This window comes from Nostoc sp. PCC 7524 (assembly GCF_000316645.1).
In the GTDB taxonomy this organism is placed as follows: Bacteria; Cyanobacteriota; Cyanobacteriia; order Cyanobacteriales; family Nostocaceae; genus Trichormus.
This window is the reverse complement of sequence record NC_019684.1, coordinates 757,150-780,627: the sequence shown is the minus strand read 5'-3', so window position 1 is coordinate 780,627 and position 23,478 is coordinate 757,150. Positions and strand designations below refer to the sequence as shown.

Annotated in this window: 20 protein-coding genes, 1 tRNA gene and 1 pseudogene; 11 read left to right on the top strand and 11 right to left on the bottom strand. The window is 41.8% G+C overall.

What is annotated here, in order from left to right; translation table 11 throughout:
* Positions 1-110: 110 nt before the first annotated feature.
* Complete coding sequence (locus NOS7524_RS03260) at positions 111-1,061, top strand: NAD-dependent epimerase/dehydratase family protein (protein WP_015137039.1); 951 nt, start codon at positions 111-113, stop codon at positions 1,059-1,061.
* A 64-nt stretch (positions 1,062-1,125) separates the two neighbouring features.
* Here NOS7524_RS03260 and NOS7524_RS03255 read toward each other — a convergent pair whose 3' ends face one another.
* On the bottom strand, positions 1,126-2,625 hold the full coding sequence (locus NOS7524_RS03255; RefSeq protein ID WP_041555520.1) for a cobyrinate a,c-diamide synthase: 1,500 nt from the start codon (positions 2,623-2,625) through the stop codon (positions 1,126-1,128).
* A 117-nt stretch (positions 2,626-2,742) separates the two neighbouring features.
* Here NOS7524_RS03255 and NOS7524_RS03250 point away from each other — a divergent pair, with 117 nt between their 5' ends.
* On the top strand, positions 2,743-4,050 hold the full coding sequence (locus NOS7524_RS03250) for a glutamate-5-semialdehyde dehydrogenase (protein ID WP_015137037.1): 1,308 nt from the start codon (positions 2,743-2,745) through the stop codon (positions 4,048-4,050).
* A gap of 127 nt (positions 4,051-4,177) precedes the next feature.
* On the opposite strand, the gene NOS7524_RS03245 is transcribed toward NOS7524_RS03250, so the two are convergent.
* Entirely contained in the window at positions 4,178-5,593 is a 1,416-nt protein-coding gene (locus NOS7524_RS03245; protein ID WP_015137036.1) for an isochorismate synthase, read from the bottom strand.
* A gap of 312 nt (positions 5,594-5,905) precedes the next feature.
* Here NOS7524_RS03245 and menA point away from each other — a divergent pair, with 312 nt between their 5' ends.
* Genes menA through NOS7524_RS03230 form a run of 3 tightly spaced genes read left to right on the top strand, consistent with a single transcriptional unit; the run spans position 5,906 to position 9,314 of the window.
* Complete coding sequence (gene menA, locus NOS7524_RS03240) at positions 5,906-6,811, top strand: 2-carboxy-1,4-naphthoquinone phytyltransferase (RefSeq protein ID WP_015137035.1); 906 nt, start codon at positions 5,906-5,908, stop codon at positions 6,809-6,811.
* A gap of 9 nt (positions 6,812-6,820) precedes the next feature.
* Entirely contained in the window at positions 6,821-7,885 is a 1,065-nt protein-coding gene (locus tag NOS7524_RS03235; protein ID WP_015137034.1) for an o-succinylbenzoate synthase, read from the top strand.
* Positions 7,839-9,314, top strand: coding sequence for a 2-succinylbenzoate--CoA ligase (locus NOS7524_RS03230; protein WP_015137033.1), 1,476 nt, complete (start codon positions 7,839-7,841; stop codon positions 9,312-9,314). The genes NOS7524_RS03235 and NOS7524_RS03230 overlap by 47 nt, the downstream gene beginning before the upstream one ends.
* Positions 9,315-9,351: 37 nt before the next feature.
* Here NOS7524_RS03230 and NOS7524_RS03225 read toward each other — a convergent pair.
* The 3 genes from NOS7524_RS03225 to NOS7524_RS03215 form a co-directional block, all read right to left on the bottom strand.
* Positions 9,352-9,436, bottom strand: a tRNA-Ser gene (locus NOS7524_RS03225).
* Positions 9,437-9,566: 130 nt separating this feature from the next.
* Positions 9,567-10,106 (bottom strand): GAF domain-containing protein, encoded by a 540-nt coding sequence (locus NOS7524_RS03220; protein WP_015137032.1) that lies wholly within the window; start codon positions 10,104-10,106, stop codon positions 9,567-9,569.
* A gap of 273 nt (positions 10,107-10,379) precedes the next feature.
* Complete coding sequence (locus NOS7524_RS03215; protein WP_015137031.1) at positions 10,380-11,564, bottom strand: NAD(P)H-quinone oxidoreductase subunit H; 1,185 nt, start codon at positions 11,562-11,564, stop codon at positions 10,380-10,382.
* 673 nt (positions 11,565-12,237) lie between these two features.
* On the opposite strand from NOS7524_RS03215, the gene rsmH reads away from it, so the two are divergent.
* Together rsmH and NOS7524_RS03200 are read left to right on the top strand one after the other, a co-directional pair.
* Positions 12,238-13,137: a 16S rRNA (cytosine(1402)-N(4))-methyltransferase RsmH gene (gene rsmH / locus NOS7524_RS03205; RefSeq protein WP_015137030.1), complete on the top strand. Its 900-nt coding sequence runs from the start codon at positions 12,238-12,240 to the stop codon at positions 13,135-13,137.
* A gap of 96 nt (positions 13,138-13,233) precedes the next feature.
* Positions 13,234-14,112 (top strand): shikimate dehydrogenase, encoded by an 879-nt coding sequence (locus NOS7524_RS03200; protein WP_015137029.1) that lies wholly within the window; start codon positions 13,234-13,236, stop codon positions 14,110-14,112.
* Positions 14,113-14,151: 39 nt separating this feature from the next.
* Here NOS7524_RS03200 and NOS7524_RS03195 read toward each other — a convergent pair whose 3' ends face one another.
* Complete coding sequence (locus tag NOS7524_RS03195) at positions 14,152-15,138, bottom strand: alpha/beta fold hydrolase (protein WP_015137028.1); 987 nt, start codon at positions 15,136-15,138, stop codon at positions 14,152-14,154.
* A 45-nt stretch (positions 15,139-15,183) separates the two neighbouring features.
* Between NOS7524_RS03195 and NOS7524_RS31130 the strand changes: the two genes are divergently transcribed.
* Positions 15,184-15,288: a hypothetical protein gene (locus tag NOS7524_RS31130; RefSeq protein ID WP_144050835.1), complete on the top strand. Its 105-nt coding sequence runs from the start codon at positions 15,184-15,186 to the stop codon at positions 15,286-15,288.
* Here NOS7524_RS31130 and NOS7524_RS31125 read toward each other — a convergent pair.
* A pseudogene (locus tag NOS7524_RS31125) lies at positions 15,285-16,202 on the bottom strand (succinylglutamate desuccinylase/aspartoacylase family protein). The gene NOS7524_RS31130 and the pseudogene NOS7524_RS31125 overlap by 4 nt on opposite strands.
* Before the next feature lie 141 nt (positions 16,203-16,343).
* Here NOS7524_RS31125 and NOS7524_RS03180 point away from each other — a divergent pair.
* Both NOS7524_RS03180 and NOS7524_RS03175 read left to right on the top strand, forming a co-directional pair.
* Positions 16,344-16,703 carry a VOC family protein gene (locus NOS7524_RS03180; RefSeq protein ID WP_015137026.1) on the top strand — a complete coding sequence of 120 codons (360 nt, stop codon included), beginning with the start codon at positions 16,344-16,346 and terminating at the stop codon, positions 16,701-16,703.
* 51 nt (positions 16,704-16,754) lie between these two features.
* Positions 16,755-18,047 carry a recombinase family protein gene (locus NOS7524_RS03175; RefSeq protein WP_015137025.1) on the top strand — a complete coding sequence of 431 codons (1,293 nt, stop codon included), beginning with the start codon at positions 16,755-16,757 and terminating at the stop codon, positions 18,045-18,047.
* 143 nt (positions 18,048-18,190) lie between these two features.
* On the opposite strand, the gene NOS7524_RS03170 is transcribed toward NOS7524_RS03175, so the two are convergent.
* Both NOS7524_RS03170 and NOS7524_RS03165 read right to left on the bottom strand, forming a co-directional pair.
* A complete protein-coding gene (locus NOS7524_RS03170; RefSeq protein ID WP_015137024.1) occupies positions 18,191-18,769 on the bottom strand; it encodes a YdeI/OmpD-associated family protein in 579 nt (192 codons plus the stop codon).
* A 62-nt stretch (positions 18,770-18,831) separates the two neighbouring features.
* Positions 18,832-19,758, bottom strand: a complete 927-nt coding sequence (locus tag NOS7524_RS03165) for a carbohydrate ABC transporter permease (protein WP_015137023.1) — start codon at positions 19,756-19,758, stop codon at positions 18,832-18,834.
* Between the two features lie 198 nt (positions 19,759-19,956).
* On the opposite strand from NOS7524_RS03165, the gene NOS7524_RS03160 reads away from it, so the two are divergent.
* Positions 19,957-20,877 carry an ATP adenylyltransferase family protein gene (locus tag NOS7524_RS03160; protein ID WP_015137022.1) on the top strand — a complete coding sequence of 307 codons (921 nt, stop codon included), beginning with the start codon at positions 19,957-19,959 and terminating at the stop codon, positions 20,875-20,877.
* Between the two features lie 83 nt (positions 20,878-20,960).
* Here the strand turns inward: NOS7524_RS03160 and NOS7524_RS03155 are convergent, their stop codons facing one another.
* Both NOS7524_RS03155 and NOS7524_RS03150 read right to left on the bottom strand, forming a co-directional pair.
* Positions 20,961-21,434 (bottom strand): PEP-CTERM sorting domain-containing protein, encoded by a 474-nt coding sequence (locus NOS7524_RS03155; RefSeq protein WP_015137021.1) that lies wholly within the window; start codon positions 21,432-21,434, stop codon positions 20,961-20,963.
* Between the two features lie 48 nt (positions 21,435-21,482).
* Complete coding sequence (locus tag NOS7524_RS03150) at positions 21,483-23,441, bottom strand: alkaline phosphatase (protein WP_051039221.1); 1,959 nt, start codon at positions 23,439-23,441, stop codon at positions 21,483-21,485.
* Between the last annotated feature and the right edge of the window lie 37 nt (positions 23,442-23,478).

Below are 23,478 nucleotides of genomic sequence, written 5' to 3'. Positions count from 1 at the left end.
CACCTAGCACTCAGTTGATTTTAAAATCACAAAGAAATAATGACGATCAATCATTATCAGGATTAATCTATGAATACTGAGGTAACAAAATACTAATAACGTTAGGATACATGACTAAAATAATCGTAACTGGAGCAGCCGGATTTATTGGATCTAACCTTGTGGAAGCACTCCTGCAACAAGGCAAAGAAGTAATTGGTATTGATGAATTTAACGATTACTACGATCCGACGTTAAAACACAAGAATATTGCACATTTACAATCTTCACCTAACTTTACCTTAATTGAAGGCGATATTCAGTTTTTAGATTGGTCAAAACTTTTACAAGATGTAGATGTTGTTTATCATCAGGCAGCACAGGCAGGAGTGAGAGCCAGTTGGGGTAAAGGTTTTCGTGCTTACACTGAACGCAATATCAATGCTACCCAAGTGATGTTAGAAGCCGCCAAGGATGCGAAACAATTAACCAGATTCGTATTTGCATCTACATCTAGTGTATATGGTGATGCCGAAACATTACCTACCCATGAAGGAATTCCACCGCAACCAGTATCACCATACGGCATTACTAAGCTAGCTGCCGAGCGTTTGTGTGGACTCTATTATAAAAACTTTGGTGTGCCTTTTGTGGCTCTACGTTATTTCACAGTTTACGGCCCCAGACAGCGCCCTGATATGGCTTTTCATAAGTTTTTCAAAGCTGTTTTGCAGGATGAAGCGATTCCCATTTATGGTGATGGACAACAAACGCGAGACTTTACGTTTGTGAGTGATGCTGTAGTTGCCAATTTAGCTGCTGGTACTGTACCGGAAGCGGTGGGGGAAATTTTTAATATTGGTGGTGGTAGTAGAGTAGTTTTGGCAGAGGTTCTTAACACAATGGAAGAGATTGTGGGCAAACCCATCAAGAGAAACCATATAGAAAAAGCAATGGGAGATGCTAGACACACAGCTGCTGATGTTGCTAAGGCGCGGCGAATTTTAGGATATCAGCCGCAAGTTTCTTTGCGAGAGGGTTTAATTCAGGAATGGCAATGGATTAAAGCTTTGTATTGTTGAAAATTATGAGATTTTCAGCTAAAGATCCCCAGTCTCAAATCGCAGGGATCTTTTTTTACCAATTTTACGCTGTACGACTCGTAATTTTCCGACATTTTTGCAGGAACCTGTGGGGAATCTCTAGACTATTTCCCCAATGCAGATGAATATAAGAAGCATGAACATTTATCGGTAAACACCAGCCCTCACATCCCAAATTTTCCTCCATATCATAGCGATAAGTAGTAAATAAAGACTGCTCAGAATGTGAGATTACATGAGAACGATGGAACTCATGCCCATAAAGATTTGTCCCTGCATTTACTAATAGGCTATTTTGCAAAGCTACAGCACGACGATAACCTAAAGTCAGTTTTTTATCCATTGTGGCAGATGTGGGCAATATTCCCACCATCGGCCAAGATTTACCCTCAAAATCAACGATTTGCTCACACAAATACATTAATCCTCCACACTCAGCAATGGTAGGCATTCCTGCCAGAATCGCTTGTTTGACAGTATGACGGGCGTTGCTGTTGGTTGCTAGTTGTTGAGCGAATACCTCTGGAAAACCGCCACCAAAATACATCCCCTGCACGCCTTGGGGTAATTCCGTATCTGCTAAAGGACTCCAAAAGACTAATTCCGCCCCCAAATTTTGCAGTATATCCAGATTGTCTTGATAGTAGAAATTAAAAGCGCGATCGCGTGCTACGGCAATCTTTAGAGATGGGGGAGTGGGGAGTGGGGAGGAGCCACTGCATTGGGCGGCTATGCCGACTTGTAGCAAGTGGCGTTGGGGAGTGGGGGGAGATGGGGAGGTGGGGGGAGATGGGGGAGATAATTTTAATTTGTTTTCTGTATGTTCAGTTTTTAATAGAGGTAATAAATGATGCCAGTCAAAGCAAGTATCTCCTAAATCGGCAAGGCGAGTTATGACAGCATCTAGTTCGGGGAGTTCTTCCGTGGGGATTAAGCCTAAATGACGATCAGGAATTGTGATGTTATCTTGACGACGTAGCACGCCCAGAATGGGTAACTGTAGAGGTTTAAGGGCATCTTTGAGGAGGGAGAGATGGCGATCGCTACCTACACGATTTAGCACTAAACCAGCAATTTTAATTCTAGGATCAAAGGAACAATAACCGTGAGCGATCGCTGCTACAGAACCAGACAAGCGGCTACAATCAATCACCAACGCCACAGGCAAATCTAACAAACGTGCAATGTGCGCCGTACTAGCAAAGTCAGTGCTGATTGAGTTTTCTTCCCCAGTCCCCAGTCCCCAATCCCCAGTTCCCTTTACCCCATCAAACAACCCCATCACCCCTTCTACTAAGGCATATTCACTTTTTTGGTGATGATGAGTAAAACACTGCTGAACGTATGCTTCTGAAGTTAATACTGGGTCTAAATTGCGGCAGGGGCGACCTGTAACATAGGTATGAAACATCGGATCAATGTAGTCTGGGCCGACTTTGAAAGACTGCACCACCGCACCACGCCGACATAAAGATGCTAATAGTGTCAGTGTAACTGTTGTCTTACCTACCCCACTCCGTTCCCCAGCAATCACTAAAGCCATTTCTTGTTTTGAATTAACAGTGTTCATTACGAATTTACCAATGTTATCTATCACATAAGGTTGATAGGATGGGGAAAAGTTGAAGATTTGTGCTATCAGTAACGTTTCTGTTTAATCATGACTACTCTTGAAGTTGCTTCTTCCCTGACTGCTATTGCCCAACAAACCCGCCAAGCTGCTAGTAAACTGGCGCTGCTGTCTACTGAGGTGAAAAACCAAGCGATCGCGGCGATCTCCCAAGCTTTAGAATCGGCTCAGGATGAAATATTACAAGCGAATATTGCTGATTGTGAGGCGGCGACGGTAGCGGGAATTGCCAAACCGCTTTATAAACGCTTGCAGTTAGATGAACATAAATTAAGAGATGCGATCGCTGGGGTGCGGGATGTTGGTAAGCTAGCTGATCCTGTGGGACAAGTCCAAATTCATCGTGAACTTGATGCTGGCTTGGTTCTCAAGCGGATTACTTGCCCTTTGGGTGTGTTAGGGATTATTTTTGAAGCACGCCCAGAGGCAGCAATTCAAATTGTCTCTTTGGCGATTAAGTCGGGGAATGGTGTAATTCTCAAATGTGGTAAGGAAGCTGTTCTCTCTTGTGAGGCGATAGTCAAAGCGATTAAACAGGGTTTATCTAAAACTGCGGTAAGTCCTGATGTTGTACAGTTACTCACAACTAGAGAAGAAACTATTGAACTTTTAAAGTTAGATAAATATGTAGATTTAATTATTCCTAGAGGTTCTAATTCTTTTGTGCAGTTTGTCCAAGAAAATACCCGCATTCCGGTTTTAGGTCATGCTGATGGAATTTGTCATTTATATATAGATAAAGCTGCTGATATTGCTAAAGCTGTAAATATTACTGTTGATGCCAAGATTCAATATCCTGCTGCTTGTAATGCTATTGAAACTTTGTTGGTTCACCAAGCAATTGCGGCGGGATTTTTGCCCAAAGTAGCTGAAGCTTTACAGGCAATTGATGTAGAATTAAGAGGTGATGAACGCACTTTAAATGTATTACCTAATATTGCTGCTGCCACAGCCACAGATTGGGAAACAGAATACAGTGATTTGATTTTAGCGGTGAAAGTTGTAGACTCTTTAGAAGAGGCGATCGCTCATATTAACTCATACGGTTCTCGTCACACAGATGGCATTGTCACCGAAGATTTAGCCACAGTAGAAACATTCTTTGGCTTAGTAAATGCTGCCGGAGTTTTTCATAATTGTTCTACAAGATTTGCTGATGGTTTCCGCTATGGCTTTGGTGCAGAAGTGGGGATTAGTACGCAACAAATGCCACCCCGCGGCCCTGTTGGTTTAGAGGGATTGGTAACATATAAGTATCAACTAATCGGTAATGGACATATTGTCGCCACCTACACAGGAGCAAATGCTAAAGCTTTTACTCATCAGGATTTAGAGTAAATTTTAGTAAAAATATAAACGCATTCGCTGATAAGCGTTCCCGCAGGGTAGGGGCGCGGAGGTAAACGCAAAGTGACGCGGAGAATTCTTTGCGTACCTCCGCGTGAACCTCTGCGATACTCTGCGTTCAAACCAAAGCCTTTAACAAAGCCTGAAGCTTAAGTTGAATTTCTGCAAATTCCTTCTCAGGATCAGAACCGGCGACAATACCAGCACCTGCATAAAGTCTAGCGCGATCGCCATCTATCAACGCCGAACGAATCCCCACAATAAACTCACAATTTCCTTGGGAGTCTACCCAACCTAAAGGCGCAGCATACAAACCCCTCTCGAAGCTTTCATAACGGCGAATCTCCTCACAGGCTACATCTCTAGCTGCACCTGCAACAGCTGGTGTCGGATGCAGTTGGGAGACAATCTTTAACGGATGGACGTTAGCCGGAACTAAGGCATGAATTGGTGTCCATAGGTGCTGAATGTTCGATAATTGTCGCAAACGTGGCGCTAAAACTTGGGGTAATAAACCTAGTTGGGTGAGGCGTTGGGTAATGAAATCCATGACTAATAAATGTTCATGTCTTTCTTTGTCACTATTAAGTAGACGATTGGCGTTGGCTGCATCTTCCGCAGGGGTTTTTCCCCGTGGTGCAGAACCTGCCAAAGCATCAGTAATTAACTGTTGATTGTTGATACTAATTAATCTTTCAGGACTAGCACCGATAAAGTTTTGTCCTTTGCCGTTACTGGTAGAGAAAATATAACAGTTAGGATGAATTTTCCGGAGATTATTTAATGAACTAAATAAGTTAAAATCCTGATTGGAATTGACATCTAAGACATCTGCTAAGACAATTTTTCTGAGATGATGAGAATTTATTTTATCTAAAACTGATACTACAGATTGCTTAAATTTTTCGGCATTAACAGCAGATTTTTTCGTAAATATGGCTGGAAAATAATCAATATTGTGGGCATCACGTCTTAAAGCATTAATATCATCTATTTTATTACGTAAATTTTGGATTAATATTTTAATATTAACATTGGCATGAATGACTGTATTCATTACCAATATACATCGCTGATTTTTGATAGATACTTGCCAACGTGGTAGAAAAACCGTAGCTGAGGGAAAAGGGTAATCTACTTGGTTATGTTGGTCAAAAAAGCTGAAGTAACAAAAAAAGTGAGCGCCGCTAAAGGCTGCGTTAGTAATACCAAAATTAATTATATTTTTTAGATGAGATTTGATAAAAATTTCAGCTTGTGTAAACCGTTCTTTACCATTAATCTGGATTTTTTTGACTGCATCGATGGCGGCGATCGCCTCACCTTTGCCTCGATGCTCAAAGTAAAAATTTATTGCATTTGCTTGCGCTAATTGATCTAATACTACCAAAGGATCAATTAAGTCAATTTCCAGGGAAATGCTGACAATTTGCCTGCAACTACTTTTGAGGCAGTTTTCCTGAACAGCTAACAAAAATTGGTATAGGTCTTTGTGTTCTACAAAGAAGTTACTACGACATGGTGAAACTGTCATGGATCTATAAATAGTAAATTTTTTTTAAGTTATCTTCCTAAAGTGTAATTAAACATGGTCGTATTTCTACAGGTAACATATTCAGTCACCATTTCACCAGAGTATGGTTTGCGTTGTTGTTGGTGTTCCCAAACCCTGACAAGCCATACTTGAGCTTGGGCTGCAAACACAAATTGTCAAAGTTGCCATGAGGAGGTTAAGTAGTTACGGTAAAAACAAAAGTGTTTCCTGCTTCAGTAGGATTGGGGTTTTCTCAAAACCGTAAAAACTCAATTATGAATGAGTCTCTGGCAATTTAATTAATCACGACTGATGACTACAAAGCAAATTTCTCGTTCTCAGAGTAAATTATGGATGGCGGCAATTAAACCGCCCATGTACAGTGTTGCGATTATGCCGATTTGGGTGGGAACATCTGTAGCATTTGCCGAAAATAAAATTGTGAATGTAGGGATATTTTCTACTTTTATAGCCGCCGCAATTTTAATTCTGGCATGGGAAAATATTAGTAATGATGTATTTGATTCAGAAACAGGTATCGATGTCAATAAACATCATTCACTGGTAAATTTAACTGGTAAGAAGACTTTAGTTTTTTGGTTAGGAAATTTGTGTTTGATTGCGGGTTTGTTGGGAATACTCGCGATCGCTACTTGGCAACAAGACCCTACTATCATCGGCATAATTCTGTTATGCTGCTTTTTGGGCTATATGTACCAAGGGCCTCCCTTCCGTTTAGGATACCAAGGTTTAGGTGAAGTTCTGTGTTTTTTTGCCTTTGGCCCTTTAGGCATCACCGCCGCCTACTACAGTCAAACCAAAACTTGGTCAGCAACCAGTCTAGCAGCTTCAGTAATTGTCGGTATCGTCACCAGTTTAATCTTATTTTGCTCACACTTTCACCAAGTTAAAGATGACATCGCCGCCGGTAAGCGATCGCCTATTGTCCGTTTAGGCACAGCTACAGGTGCGAAAGTTCTCATTTGGTTTACAGGCATTATTTACCCGTTTACCTTGGTGTTTGTCCTATTGGGCTTTTTCCCCCTGTGGACACTCTTAAGCTGGCTGAGTTTACCCTACGCCTTTAAATTGTGTCGCCACGTTCAGCAAAATCACAACCAACCAGAAAAAGTTAGTAACTGTAAATTTATCGCCGTAGCCGTGCATTTTTGGAGTTGCTTGTTATTAGGTGTAGGATTTGCGATCGCCGGAATATAAAGATTGGGTATGGGTGGAAGATTTAGAGAGACAGTCCCTACTCCCATGCTTTACCAATTTGAATTTCGTCCCATAGCCAGGAAATTTGCGCGATCGCTTGTTACCAGTCACGGTGTCTGGGAGATTCGTGAAGCCATTATTTTGCGGCTGTGTGATGCTACAGGTAAAGTCGGCTGGGGAGAAATCGCCCCTATTAGCTGGTTCGGTTCGGAAACTCTAGAACAGGCGTTAGATTTTTGCCGCCAACTCCCCCAAAAAATCACAGCAGAAACGATTTATGCCATTTCTGATAATTTACCAGCCTGTCAATTTGGCTTGGAGTCAGCATTAGAGGGATTGGGGAGTGGGGAGTGGGGAGTGGGGGGAGATGGGGGAGATGAGGAAGGATACCTTACATTGTCTTCTAGCAATGCCCAATACAGTGCCTTACTCCCAGCAGGGGAAGCAGCATTAAGTCAATGGCAAAGTCTTTGGCAACAGGGATATCGCACGTTTAAATGGAAAATTGGTGTGGATGATATTACCCAAGAACTTAGAGTTTTTGATTTATTGACGCAAGCTTTACCAAACTCCGTAAAACTGCGCTTAGATGCCAACGGTGGACTTAGCTATGACGCAGCTAAGTTATGGCTACAAACTTGTGACAATTTGCGAAAAAATCAAGAATTAGCTTGCGAAATTGAATTTATTGAACAACCTCTACCCGTAGCAGAATTTTCGAGGATGTCGGAATTGAGTGAGAGTTATGCTACTGCGATCGCTTTAGATGAATCTGTCGCCACCCTCAAGCAACTTGCTGCTTGTTATCAACAAGGTTGGCGAGGGATTTTTGTGATTAAACCGGCGATCGCTGGTTATCCTTCACGCCTGCGCCAATTTTGCCAAGAGCATGAAATTGACGCTGTATTTTCCTCTGTATTTGAAACTGCGATCGCCAGACAAACCGCACTCCAATTAGCAACAGAATTATCTCGCCGCAATCGGGCTGTTGGTTTTGGCATCAATCACTTTTTTACTCAAGAAGAAGATGAAACCTGGCTGCAAAGATTATTTCCATCACCTGCATCACCATGATTGGTTAATTGGTTACGACAGCCAACAATTGCAGCAAATAGCAACAAATTTATATGCACAACTCACCCAATTATCAAGGCAAAATAAACCCCCAAAAATCATCCTAGCCGAACGTGAAACAGTCAAATTTCTAGCAGGTTTCATCGCCGCTTGTGCAGCCAATAGCTCAGTGTTTCTGTGTAACCCCGACTGGGGAGAACAAGAATGGCATCAGGTATTTAATTTAGTTCAACCTGATATTATTTGGGGATTAGGGAGTAGGGATTGGGGAATAGGGATTGGGGACTGGGAAAAAAACACTATCCTTTCTCCCACCCTGTGGGAAGCTGACGCTACATCCCCCTCATCCCCCTCATCCCCCTCATCCCCCTCATCCCCCTACTCCCCACTCCCCACTCCCCACTCCCCCCTAATCATGATTCCCACTGGCGGTTCATCGGGACAAATTAAATTTGCCATGCACACTTGGGAAACTCTGACAGCATCAGTGACAGGATTTACAGAATATTTTCAACTACAACAAGTAAATTCCTTTTGTGTTTTACCCTTGTATCATGTCAGTGGTTTAATGCAGTTTATGCGTTCTTTTATAACTGGTGCTAAACTAGCAATTCTGCCATTTAAATCGGTACAATTAGGTGATAAATACCAAATTAACCCTAAAGAATTTTTCATATCTTTAGTACCAACACAGCTACAACGTCTGTTACAAAATCCAGAATCAACCGCATGGCTAGCACAATTTAAAACTGTACTGTTAGGAGGTGCGCCTGCTTGGGATGAATTACTAGAAAAAGCCAAATTCCACGCTATCCGGTTAGCACCAACCTATGGAATGACTGAAACTGCTTCCCAAATTGCTACCCTCAAACCAGATGATTTCTTAAATGATAAAACTAGCAGTGGTCAAATTCTTCCCCACGCTGAAGTAAAAATTTGTAATTCCCAAGGGCAAGTTTTACCAGCCAATCAAATCGGTAGCATCAAAATTAAAGCTCAATCTTTAGCCCTTGGTTACTATCCTCGAATCTGGAATCATCAAGATGATTTTGCAGTTGATGATTTAGGTTTTATAGATGAACAAGGTTATTTAAATATTGTTGGACGTAACAGCGATAAAATCATCTCAGGTGGAGAAAATATTTATCCAGTAGAAGTAGAATCAGCTATTCGTCGTACTGGAATGGTTAATGATGTATGTGTGATGGGAATAAAAGATCAAGATTGGGGACAAGCATTAACAGCCGTTTATATTCCTAAAAATTCAGATATCACTGCTGAAGCAATTAAAAACGCACTCTACAATCAAATCAGCAAGTTTAAAATTCCCAAACACTGGATTCCTCTGCAAAAATTACCTCGTAACGCGCAAGGTAAAATCAACCGCCAAGAATTACAGCAAATAGCTACAGAATTTCTGCAAAACTAATAAGACTTTAAACATTCACCCCAGTTAGATTACTAAACGGAGAGGGGGGGATTCGAACCCCCGTTGAGTTGCCCCAAAACGCATTTCGAGTGCGCCGCATTCAACCGCTCTGCCACCTCTCCAGAAGCTATTAGAAGTAGTAGATTTAGGAAACTTACTTAGATATAGTTTCCTTGTGCCATGATAACATCCCTACACAACAAGCGATCGCCTCCACAATCACAAACTACCTGCTAATAGCGTATATTTTGTTCAACTTGCCAAGATATAGGCTGATGTTGCCAGGGTTTTCGCCGCTACTTGCATCTGTTCCACATCTGATTGTGTCCAATAACGCGGCTCTTGACACTGATGTGCCACCAACAATCCCCATAATCCTTTGGGTATGACAACTGGTACAACTAGGTTGGCACGTACTTGCAACTTCCGCAGAAAATCACGGTGACAAGCTTCTATCGGTTCTGTCTCAATATCAGCGATCGCCCTCACACGCCCTGCTAAATACAAAGCAGCATACTCGTCCTTAAAACATTCATCAGGCCCTGTTGATCCTATGATGGAAAATTCCTGAGAACTTAAGGATTCAAAAGTTACCTGTCCATGCCACTGCCAATAAAAATAATATAAAACGAGACGATCAACCTGAAGCGAGTCACGAAGTTGGTTTGTCGTTTGTCGAATTAATGCGTCCCGTTGCATTGTTTGAACAAGACGATCAAGAACCTTTTTTAAGCCCTCTTCCACAGTGGTATTTGAATTAGGATCAAATTCTGGGTGACGATAAATTGGCACAGTTGTAAATAATGTATCAGTCAGTCAGACTTGTTAGTTTTATATAGTGATTGATCAGATTTTATGGGGAAATCACGGTCATTCAAATAGGGTTATATATTTCTACACCAATAGAATAGTAAACAGAACTTTTGCTATTTGACTTAATTGCCACTTAAATAAATATATCTTTATATTTACAAATCTAATATTAATTAATTAAAATTTAATACTTAAATACTCTGCCACTATTACTGAGGATAGCTGGGTGGGCAGAACCCACCCAAAAGATAGCTATCTGTCTACGGAACCCATGATTACGTCAATGCTACCGAGAATCACCACAATATCAGCAACTTTGACACCCCGCAGTAAATGAGGCAAAATCTGGAGGTTGTTAAAATCTGCTGGGCGAATCTTCCAACGCCAAGGGAAGACGTTATCATCGCCAACCAGATAAATACCTAGTTCGCCTTTACCACTTTCTACACGGGCATAAATTTCGCCTTTGGGCATTTTAAAGGTAGGAGAAACTTTCTTGCCAATGTATTGATAATCAAAAGCATCCCACTCTGATTTTTTTCCAGCTACTAAACGCTTGGCTTCGAGATTTTCGTAGGGGCCTCCGGGTAATCCTTTGATGGCTTGCTTGATAATCTTCACGGATTCGCGCATTTCCCGCATCCGCACCATGTAACGTGCCAAGCAATCACCAGCCGTTTCCCACTGCACGTCCCAATCAAAATCGTCGTAGGATTCGTAGTGATCAACTTTCCGCAAATCCCACTTCACACCAGAAGCGCGTAGCATCGGGCCAGAAAGTCCCCAGTTAATGGCTTCTTCGCGGCTGATAGTACCAATACCCTCGACACGACGGCGGAAGATGGGGTTATTGGTAACTAACTTTTCGTATTCATCAACTACGGGTAGGAAGTAGTCGCAGAACTCTAAGCATTTATCTACCCAACCGTAGGGCAAATCAGCCGCTACACCACCAACACGGAAATAGTTGTTGTTTACCATCCGGTAGCCTGTAGCTGCTTCCCATAAATCATAGATCATCTCCCGTTCCCGGAACTGGTAGAAAAAGGGAGTTTGCGCGCCTACGTCAGCTAGAAAGGGGCCAAACCACAGCAGGTGGTTCGCAATGCGATTCAATTCCAGCATAATGACACGGATGTAGCTGGCGCGTTTAGGGACAGCTACACCTGCGAGTTTTTCTGGTGCATTGACGGTGACAGCTTCATTAAACATACCTGCCGCGTAGTCCCAACGGCTAACGTAGGGGACATACATCACAGTGGTGCGGTTCTCAGCGATTTTTTCCATGCCTCGGTGCAGGTAGCCAATCACCGGTTCGCAGTCAACTACATCTTCACCATCCAAAGTGACAATTAAGCGCAGAACCCCGTGCATAGAGGGATGGTGTGGCCCCATGTTCAGCACCATAGGTTCAGTGCGGGTTTCTATTCTTGCCATAAATTCCGTGTTCTCCCATTCAGAAAATTTTGAGTTGAACCGCGTAGTGCCATCCAGACACGAGTTTCATGTCTGCCAATATCATGTTCGTAGAGGCAATATCTTTGGGGCAAGCCCGGTATTTATTGCCCATACGGGAGTATGTTGGAGGGATGGTGGCAGCAGAGGGCTTTTCCTTGATGTTGCATTTTGTTTCACTTCTTCAACTATTATATGAAAGCTCGATATCCAATAAATTAAAGCACGGGATTTTTTCATCTCTCCCGACTGGGGAGTGGGGAATGGGTATTCAGGAGATGGGGTAAGTAACTTTTGATGATTAGGTGTAGATGTTAAACAAGTAATTTGGTGATCACATTTGAATTTACCAGAAAAAATACTGCTGTACATTTTAAATTTGCATTTTGATTTTCATCTTTAACGGCAAATAGAGTATTTTTGATGTTCTATATTCAGTAGTTCAATACTTAAGGGCTATGATTAATGCCATTGCTACAATTTTTATATTATTCCTCAATAATCCACAAATATGATTTCAAATAGTTATCACAAATACAATGAAAACTAAACTAAATAACAAATTCACAAGTTAAATACAGAAAATCATCAAGTTATATTTTGCGATTTTTTGGGATTGAAATATTATTACTGTATCTTTTGCTGCTAAAATCTGATGAATTCTCATACTGCCAACTTACCAGATATCGAAGAACCGACATTTTCCCATTTACCAGTGTTACCGCAGGAAGTAATTACAGGTTTAGCGGTACGTTGTGGGGGAAATTATCTCGATGCAACGGTAGGGGGTGGTGGCCATAGTCGTTTAATTTTAGAGGCTGCACCGGATGTGCGACTAACGGCGCTAGATCAAGATGAAGACGCTTTAGCCGCAGCCCAAAAAGAATTAGCAGAATTTGGGGAACGGGTAACGTTTATCCGCAGTAATTTTGCGGCTTATGAGTTCCCTACAGCTAGTTTTGATGGAATTCTGGCAGATTTGGGTGTCAGTTCTTACCACTTAGATACACCAGAACGAGGTTTTAGCTTTCGCCATACTGCTAGTTTAGATATGCGAATGGATCAAAGACAGCCTGTGACAGCTGCTGATGTGATTAATGAGTGGGATGAGGTGGATTTAGCAGATATTTTCTTTAAATACGGCGAAGAAAGGCTATCAAGACGCATTGCTAGACGGATTGTGGAAAAACGCCCATTTACTACCACTACAGAATTAGCCGAGGCGATCGCCTTTTGTGTACCCCCTAAATACCGCTATGGTAGAATTCATCCTGCTACCCGTGTGTTTCAAGCATTGCGAATAGTCGTCAATGATGAGTTAAAGTCCCTCGAAACTTTTTTAGAGAAAGCACCTCATGCCCTCGTCCCAGGTGGCAAAATTGCCATTATCAGCTTTCACAGTCTAGAAGACCGTTTAGTAAAACATAGTTTACGTAATTCACCCATATTAAAAGTATTGACAAAAAAACCAATTACTGCAACAGAAGCCGAGATTGTCAATAACCCGCGATCGCGTTCTGCCAAATTAAGGATAGGGGAGAGGATTGGGGAGTAGGGAGTGGGGAGTGGGGAGTGGGGAAGTGGGGGAAGTGGGGGGAGATGGGGGAGGTAGGGGAGAAGAGGAAATTACTATTGACTAATAAATAAAAAAATGATTACAGGCACAACTAAACTATTAGGGGTAATTGGACATCCGGTAGAACATTCGCTCTCACCGGTGATGCACAATGCAGCGATCGCGCAACTAGGATTAGATTACATATATCTTCCTTTTCCGATCAAACCAGAGAATTTAGAAGTGGCGATCGCTGGTTTGGCGGCTATTGATGTTGTCGGCTTTAGCGTGACAATTCCCCACAAACAAGCAATTATTCCCCTACTGGCTGAAATTAGTCCTATCGCTCAAGCTATAGGCGCAGTTAATACTGTTACCCGTCACAATAATCAATGGGTGGGGACAAACACAGATATAGAAGGGTTTATTTCCCCTTTGCAAACAACTTATCAACAAGATTGGAGTCAGAAAACCGCCGTTATTTTAGGCAATGGTGGTGCAGCTAGGGCTGTTGTCGCAGGTTGTTATCAGTTGGGTTTTGCGGAAATTCATGTGATAGGGCGGAATCCGCAACGGTTAAAAGAATTCCAGCATAGTTGGGAAAGTTCACCCATTGCTGATAATTTACAAGTGCATCCTTGGGATAACTTAGCCAAACTCATCCCCGAAGCTAACTTATTGGTAAATACCACCCCCATTGGGATGTATCCCCACGTTGATGAATCGCCTGTGAGTGTAGAGGAAATGGCGAATTTACAAACGGGTGCGATCGCCTATGATTTAATTTATATTCCCCAACCAACAAAATTTCTGCAATATGCACAACAACAAGGTGCGATCGCTATTGATGGCTTAGAAATGCTAGTTCAGCAAGGAGTCGCCGCCTTAAAAATTTGGTTGCAACGGGAAACTTTACCTGTAGATGTTATGCGTCAAGCATTGAGACAACATTTGGGCTTAGAAAATAGAGGCTAGGGGTTAGAGAATAGAGACTTGGTTGTGGAAATTGATTCATTACGAATTAGTATTTATAAAATCAACTTTTTCTAAAATAATCTGAATAGCATTTACGATTAACTCTGGTTGATCAATCCAAACAAAATGACTACTTTTATCAGCCGCAATTTCTACACAATCTGTAGATAACTTGAGTATTTGCTTGTGCATTTGCTCTCGTAAATGATTAGCTGCTTTCATAGGTAAAAGCATAGTCCACAGAGAAGGCTGAAAAAAAGTCTTCGCTTTGATGCTAACTACAGGCAATTCCCCCAATTGTCTGTTTAACAGGAGTTGACGACTGCTATTATCAAGGTTTAAGAGTTCCCGACTCATGGTAATCCAGTGTTTAGGACGGCAAAAAGAACGCTTAATTGGGTTTAGTGCTGCTGAAGAAAATTTAATTAATTCTGGTTTAATAATCTCAAACGTACCAATGACTTTGAGTAATCTGATAATGCCAAGTATTGAGCCTAAAATTGACATGACAAAGCCAGAAACAAAAAACAGTTTCAAAGCTTGTAAATAGATGGACATTTTCAGCATTCCCGTTTCATGGAGTCCATCAGTAAGTACCATGCCAACTACTTTTTCTGGAAAATATTGAGCATACAAACGCACATTATAACTACCAAAAGAATTACCCACCAAAATATAAGGCGGCTCAATTTCTGCTTGTGTGAGGAGGGAATCTAACTCTGTGACAATTTGCTGACTCGTGCGCGGATGAGGACTATGATCACTCCACCCATATCCAGCACGATCATAAATACAAACTCGTGTGAGCTTGGCTATTTCTTGCACAAGTAAATAACCTTCAATTCCGCCTAAACTGTGTTCTAAAACTACTGTAGGGGTAGACTTTCCCGCAGTGTAGAGATGTAAGCGATATCCACCCACATCAATCAGTTGTCCTGGTGGCGGTTGTCGATTTTCGATTAAGCTAGCGATCGCCTGATAACAAGTTGTAGCTAATAGTACAATATTTTCGATAGGGGATGACATCTGCCCAACGCTGATTGATGGATAAATGCTCACAAATTAAAGAGTATGGGACTGGTGCAATTGTCTGGGAATCAAGTTGAACCGCATTATCACTTATATTGTCAGTATTTTTCGGCACACTTAGGAACGGATTTAGCCGGGGCTGTTTAATAAATAATTCCTAAAACAAACTCGCCTTGATTTACCGCTTGATTGGTAGCCACGTCAAAAACTAATCCATCTTCAGCCGCACAGACATCAATGACTGTAGGTAGCTGACTCTCCTTATTAAAACTGAGAATTTGATAGAGCCTGTCACCTGCTTTAACTTTTGTACCTAATTCTACTCGATATTGAATCATACCCCCAGCGATCGCGTAGTATTTTGTCCGATTGCTACTCCTAGCAAAGTACATCTCATGAGATGTAGTTGCTTGTAAAGTTAGGCTAGTATTTTGCAATACACATTTTTGTAATAAATAATTTTTTACACCAGCTACACCTTTCTTTACAGAATCAGGATTCATTTGCATTCCTGCACCTAATTCTAATGTCCAAGCTTCTATATCAAATTTAACTTCTCTACCTAGTTCTGCAAAACAATCTTCTAAAGCTGTTTTTGGGACAGAGACATTAATGCTGCTCTGAATCTGATGCTGTTTATGAAGTCAAAAATACCCTTGGAAGAAGGGAAATCTACGCCTGATCAGCTAGTTGCAAGACTAGGGATGAACCGGGATACTGGTTCAGGACAGGAAGCCACAGGTGCAGCGTAGCGGAACCTGTGGTACTTCACCGAGCAAAATACCAAAATCTAGTAAGAAATATTTGGCGCTCTCTTCCCGATTATGATTGCAAACGGGAATCAACCAGATTTCTCCCACTAAATCAGTATCATTAATTGATAATAAAAACTCAATTAATTGATGAATAACCGCATTACCAGAAATTTCTGCCCCGTGTAAATTAGATTGAATATAAACCTTTTTACCAGGGTTAGCACCGATGAATTTGTATACTTGTAAAAACAGGCGATCGCCTGAAGCCATTTGACGCAGTGAAATAGTAGAAATAATAGGAAGCATAAGAGGGGATTTTGACGGGGACTGAGGATGGGAAAGAGAGATTTTCCTGCCCTCGTTGTGTAATTTATTATGTCAGTCTCATCGATTTTGTGACGCAAACTAAGTCAAAATTAAAATAAACGCGATCGCACTTCACCAAAAATGCAGATTACTCAGAGTCTCCATACAGCTATTCTCGTCACTGACTTACAAGCCTCAGAACACTTCTATGGTAAGGTTTTGGGATTATCCAAAATCGACCGCACTTTAAAATATCCTGGTGCATGGTATCAAGTCGGAAACTATCAAATTCACCTGATAGTTGCGTCAACTGTTCCCACAGACAACCAGGGCGAAAAATGGGGACGCAACCCCCACTTTGCTTTCTGTGTGGCAGACTTAGAAGCAGCCAAGCAAGAATTACTCGATCATAATTATCCCATTCAAGCCAGTGCTTCCGGTCGAGCTGCTATCTTTGTTAAAGATCCAGATGGGAATGTGGTGGAGTTGAGTCAAGGGTGAGGAGTGGAGGAGATGGGGACAAGGTAACTAATGACTAAGAACTAATGACTAATGAAAATTATTGCCTACGTTTACACTAATCCTTTGTTAGAAACTTCTCCTGTGTCGATTGATTGGGGACGGGAGGTAGAACGGGTATATGAGGATTTGGGTAAGCGTTCAGGATTATATGAATTATTGACGGACTGTCAAACTGAATCTGTAGATTGTCTGTTGGTACGTCGTTTGGAAGAATTGGGGGATAATCTAGAACAGGTAAGCGATCGCCTTAATCAACTGACAGGTTTGGGTATAGCTGTAATCGCTACTGAGCAAGGCTACAACTCTGAAACTCCTCATCTTGGCCGAGACTTGCTGAAGTTATTACATCAAATCCAATATCAACAACGTAGCCGACGCATCCGTCAAGGACACGCCCGTAATCGTCTAGATGCTGCACCACCACCAGGTAAACCTCCCTATGGCTATCGTAGAGGTAAGGGAAAGTACACTATAGATCGCACTACTTCACCAGTAGTCAAGGATTTTTTTGATCAATTTTTACTCTACGGTTCTCTGCGGGGTGCGGTGCGTTATCTGGCGAAGAAGTACGGTAAAAAAATCTCTGTCACTACTGGTAGGCGGTGGTTAACAAATCCTGTTTATCGGGGTGATACGGCTTATCAGCATGGGGAAATTATCTCTGACACCCATATTCCAATTATTTCTAGAGAAGAAGCGGCTCAAGTTGATAGGCTTTTACGCCGTAATAGTCGCTTACCATCTCGCGCTGCTAGTGCGCCGCGTTCTTTGGCTGGGTTGGTGATCTGTGATCAATGTCAGTCACACATGACAATTACCCGTGTGACTCAACGCCATCAAGATAAAGAGTATTTGTATTTACGTCCCATTAGTTGTTCTCAAAGTCCTAAATGTCGGGCTATTTCCTACCAGGAAATTTTGGAATGCACAATTACTAAGGTTTGCCGTGATTTACCCCCAGCTGTCGCCGGGTTGAATTCTCCCCAATTGGATGCAGTAAAAAATAGTTTAGGGGATGCGATCGCTCGTCAGCAAGAAATACTCCAACAGTTACCCGCTTTAGTGGAAACTGGAGTTTTAGATCCAGAAACAGCACAGTTAAGAGCTTATAAACTCCGCACAGAAATCTCCGCACTCCAAGCCAAATTAGCTACCCTCCCCCCTGTGAATTTGCTTTCTGTCGCGCAAGCGGTTTCTATTCCCCAATTTTGGTTAGATTTATCGGAAGCAGAACGCAGATTTTACTTTCGGGAATTCATTAAACAAATTGAGATTGTACGTCAAACTCCAGATTGGGGCTTGCAGGTAATTTTCATTTTTTAAGAATTCCGATTAATCTGAATTAACTAAAATTGTCTTAATTTCACCAGGAATAATCATATCTTTCACCCCAACCGCATCTACTTCAATTCCCTGTTTAATTTAGGATTTCTATCTAATCTTCAAATACTTGCTGCCGATATTTATCACCTGGGACTTTTATTTTGTGCTGCTGAATTTATAGTTTGTTCAATCCGCTTGTTCCTTGTTTCTGGACGTTTAGCACTTTCAATCCAAAAGAGGATATTCTTTTTAGTCGAATTGCTGAATACTGCAAAATATTTATTAGCAGCTTCGTTGGCTGCCAATGCTTGTTGTAAGTCATCTGGGATAATTAAGGCTTCTATCCCATCTAAACTATTCCATGAACCATCTTTTTTGGCTGCTGTAATTTTTGCCAAACCAGCCTCACTCATCAAACCTTGCCCGATGAGTTCTGCAATATACTGCTTATTCAATTTAGACCACACGCTTTTCGGCTTGCGCGGCGTAAATATTTGCATATAACGGTCTGAATCTAAAGATTTAACTTTACTGTCAATCCAACCGAAACATAAGGCTTCTTGAACTGCTTCGCTATATTTAATGCTAGGTTTACCACTGTTAACTTTGTAATAAATTAGCCATACACCAACAGAATTTTGATGGTTATTTTCCAACCATTCCCGCCATACTTGACGATTTATGGCATGGAAGGTTTCTATTTGGTTCTCGAAGTTTGGCATAATAAAGAATGGAAAACGAAGGAACAGACTCAAGTGAATTACTGCTAAATTGGTATCAGCAATTAAACAAGACTATCTCCCCCTGGTTGGCTAATTACCAAACGTAAAACTGATAGTCCTAAAATTATCAAAAATAAAACTAAACCAATGCTGCAAGCATAGGTAATTTCCAAGTTACTAAATGCTTGCTCATAGAGATAATAAACAATAGTTTTGGAGCTATTAAGCGGCCCTCCTTGAGTCATAATATAAACTTCTTCAAATACTTTAGTTGCAGAAATAGCCGAAATTACTGCTACTAAAGCTAAGTAAGGCTGCATTAAAGGTACTGTAATATCCCAATGTTTGCGAATCCCATCTGAACCATCAATAGCGGCAGCTTCATACACATCAGCCGGAATTGATTGCAAACCAGCTAAATAAATCACCATATAATAACCTAGTCCTTTCCAAATGGTGACAGCCATCACACTGGCTAGAGAAATTGGCACAATGCCAAAAATTTTAGCGGAACTGGTGAGCCAGGGAATACCTTCAGGAAAAAGACCTAGCATTTTTAGCAATTGATTCAATAAACCGTTTTCTGCATACAGCCACTTCCAAGCTATCCCCGCAACTACCATAGAAATCACTACCGGGGTATAGTATGCGGCTCGAAACCAAGTAATTCCTCGCAATTTTTGATTAACTAAAATTGCTAACCCTAAAGGAACCATTACTAAAATTGGTACTACACCGACAAGATAAATAAAAGTGTTTTCTAAAGTTTTCCAAAAAACCTGATCTTGCCACAAACGCAGGAAGTTTTTCATTCCGATCCATTGCGGTGCTTGGCTGATGTCTTCATAGCTGGTGAAGCTGAGGTAAAATGCTTGTAGTGCAGGCCAAAATACTGTTAAACCTAGGAGAGTTAAAGCCGGGAGTAAAAATAAATAAGGGGTCAGTTTTTGATTCAGTAGTATCCAATTTTTTGGTGTTATTTGTTTCATAAAAGTATTTTTATGAGTTAAAAACCTAATTAGTGTTACATGAAAAATAGTGATTTGGTCAAGCGTCCCATTTCCTTATGGATGGGATTTTACACCCATTAAATCAAGCGATCGCCTGCTCCCGTCGAAGAATTGTCAAAGTTTGCAACGTTTAACCTTAAAATCTGGTGAGTGGCGATACTGCAAACATCCTTGACCATGCCTGAAGAAAATATATTACTGCAACCTAGCACATTATGGGACAGTGTTAAACAACAGACTAACCATGCTTTAGAATGTGGTGCGCTGCTATCTATACCGACGAAGTTTGAATTTGTCGAACAGGATGGTGTTAAATTTTTGGTGCGAATTTTATCTAACCTTGTCCGTAAAGATACAGCGAAAAAACAACAAGACAAACAAACCACAGCTACCGGTAAGGAGTTTAATCCCTTCCTCCCTTACGAGCAAGACTTATTTGTAGCAGATATCTCAGAGACTCATGTATGTATATTGAATAAATTCAATGTTGTTGACTATCACTTATTAATTATCACCCGTGCTTTTGAAGAGCAAGAAAGCTTACTCACCCTAGAAGATTTTGCCGCTATGTGGGCGTGTTTAGCAGGGATTGATGGTTTAGTATTCTACAACGCTGGTAAAAATGCAGGCGCAAGTCAACGACACAAACATTTGCAACTTGTACCCCTACCCCTGACACCTTCAGGAACACAAATACCCATCGAACCGCTTTTAGCCTCAGCCAAATTTCAGGATGCGATCGCTACTATACCCGGACTACCATTTATACACGCTTTTGCTAAGTTAGATCCTACGTGGGCAGATTCTCCATTTACAGGCGCTAAGGCTACTTTAGAAATTTATTACCACTTACTGCGGGCTGTAGGTTTAGGTGCAATTGATGGTGACAGACAAGCGGGTGCTTATAACTTACTAGCAACCAGAGAATGGATGTTAATCGTACCGCGATCGCAAGAACATTTCCAATCTATCTCTGTTAACTCATTAGGATTCGCTGGTGCAATGCTAGTAAAAAACGAATCAGAAATGGAACTACTCAAACATCAAACCCCGATGAATATCCTCAAGAATGTTGCCAAGGTAGTCATTAGTTATTAGCAAAAAATTAAAGTTTGTAGTAAGGACTTTAGTCCTGATTATTCTCAGCCCTAAAGTGCTTACTACAAACCACAAATCCTAGTTTATTGTTTCTTCCTACCCAAAAATAAACCCAATCCCACAATCGATAACCCCAGCATTGAGCCTGGTTCGGGAACACGACTGTAATTTACAGATTGACTTTCAGTTGCATCAGCATTCAGATAGGTATCACCAAATACAAAAAACTGATCTGGGACTACATATTGCAAGCCCAATCCTTGTCCAGTAGGAATTTGCCCTAAAAAGTCAGTCCAAACTGTTGCTAGTGGATCATCGGCTTCGGTAAATATTTGACCGTTGTAATTAGCAACAATCTTTAAACCTTCGGCAACCTCTACTAATTGATCAGCAGCAGCAGTTTGATCAAAGGAAAAATAGCCAGTGAGAGTTTGATCAGCATTCGAGAAGTTATAAGAGATGTTGGCTGCTTGGGCAGGCATAACTTCCCCCAAGGTGAACATGAGGGTAGTTCCGGCTGTGGCAATTGCTAGCTTTTTGAAGATGGAGTCAATCATTGTTTCTCTTAGTAAAAGAATCAGTGCTGAGTTGCGAGTGAGTTTTAATTACGATGCTGGGGTTGTGAGAGCAGCTTTCATGGCTTGGAAGATGTGGCTTTGATCAAGCAAACCGCGAATCCCTGGCGCGGTATAAGTCCCGGAGCTATCTGTAAACTGGACTTTCTGACCCAAGTATCGAGTCAGGACGGAAGAGTAAGCACCTTGGAAATAAACGGGTACAGGACGGTTAGTGTGGCTTCCCCAGAGGTACTTTTGAGTAGGATCAGAACCCCAGAAGTGACCAGCATCTTGAGGGTTGTGTTTGTTGTAGGTAATCTCTTTGGCGTTGTATTTTAACCCTCTAGCCAAGTTGGGATTAGCATTGGGACTCAACTTCGATACGAAGTCATTATTGAGGGTGAGATAGTGGTCATGGTCAGCAGTCACTAAGAGTAAGTTCTTGCTCCAGCCACCATTTTTGTTAATCCAACTGATGACTTCTTCAACTGCCTTGTCGAAGTCATTCATTGTACCTATGAGGTTATCCATGTTGTCGTCATGGGCTGCCCAATCGATATCGCCACCTTCCACCATGAGCCAGAAGCCGTCTTTGTCTTTACCTAAAACATTGAGAGCAGCCTTGGTTAAATCAACCAAGGTGGGGTTTTCGTTGACTTCTCTGGCAACAAAACTAGCCTCAGTTTCACCAGGAGATAGAGGACGGACTGTATCGGGGTTAGGGCCAGTCACTGGGTTGCCGTTAGCATCCAGAACGGGAACACACTCACTGATAGAACCGGGAATGATCTTACCGGATGGGCAGGTAGCTGGTGTTCCGCTTCTAATTACGGTGCTATAGACAGAGAAGTTGTCTAAACCTGTCGTGCTGTAGTCCCCCTTAGAGGAACTGGTAGGTAAGTTACCATTTTGTCCCCGCGCGCCATATAGACCAAAAAGTTTACCGCCCTGATTGGGGTCAATGTTAGCGGCTGTGTTTAATAAGGTTTGAGTAGCATTTGGGCCGCGTTCTAAGAAAGTGTAACCGTAACGGTTGGATGCTGGATTGGGGTTATCTTTTAAGTGTTCGTAGGTGTCCTGAGTGATGAAGGTATAGTTATAGGCTGGGCCTGTGCTGTCTCTATTTTGCATATCTAGAGGATGACCACCACCTAACAACACATTGGGCTGAAATTCTAGCAATGTCTGCTGTAGGATGCTGTCTTGGTTAGTTTTATTCGGGTCATAAACACTGTCGTATTTGCTACGACGATTAACATAAGAAGAAGCCGCAGATGGTGTAGCGTGGCTAATAGGTACGGATGTGACTAATCCTGTAGCTTTGCCTTGTTCTTTAGCAATTTCCAGGACGGTTTTCAATTTCTTCTCGTATACATCTACCCCCATAGCGTTGTTGTAGCTCTTGACACCTGTATACAACGTTGTAGCGGTGTTAGCAGAGTCGGGATAGCTGTATTTGATGTACTCTTTGTTGTAGCTACCAGGATTAGCAGGAGATAGAGGAATCCAAGGAGCAGGCCCACCTTGAGTGGGGTCATAACCTACTAAGTTACCGGGTTTTTGGCTATTGCCATCAGCGCGATCGCCTGGGTTAAAAGGAGTAGGTTGGAACGCAAAACCAGGACGAACATTACTCAAACCGGTGAAAGAATTAGACCCATCTAACGCAGAGTTACCTGTGGAGTGTGTCTGATTAGTTGGATTAGCTGGTGTACTGCCTTGTACAGTTGTGCCGTAAGTTGTCACCAGTCCATAACCAGTAAGTTTTTGAAAGCTTAGTCCAGAACCTTTACCACTGGTGTAAAAAGGTGCGCCTTTAGCCAAAGCTGCGGCTCGTGCCATTTCCCAACCCATACCATCACCAATCATGATGATGACGTTAATGCCATTACCAGCAGCGAGGGCAGATTCAATGCCAGGATTGCCCAATACCAACAAAATGGCACAAAAAAGGCCAGTCATGGCAAATGCTAGCACTCGCCTGAACTTTTCCAAATATGAAATCATTGCAGTATGCCTTGGATTTAATTGAATGAGTGCAATA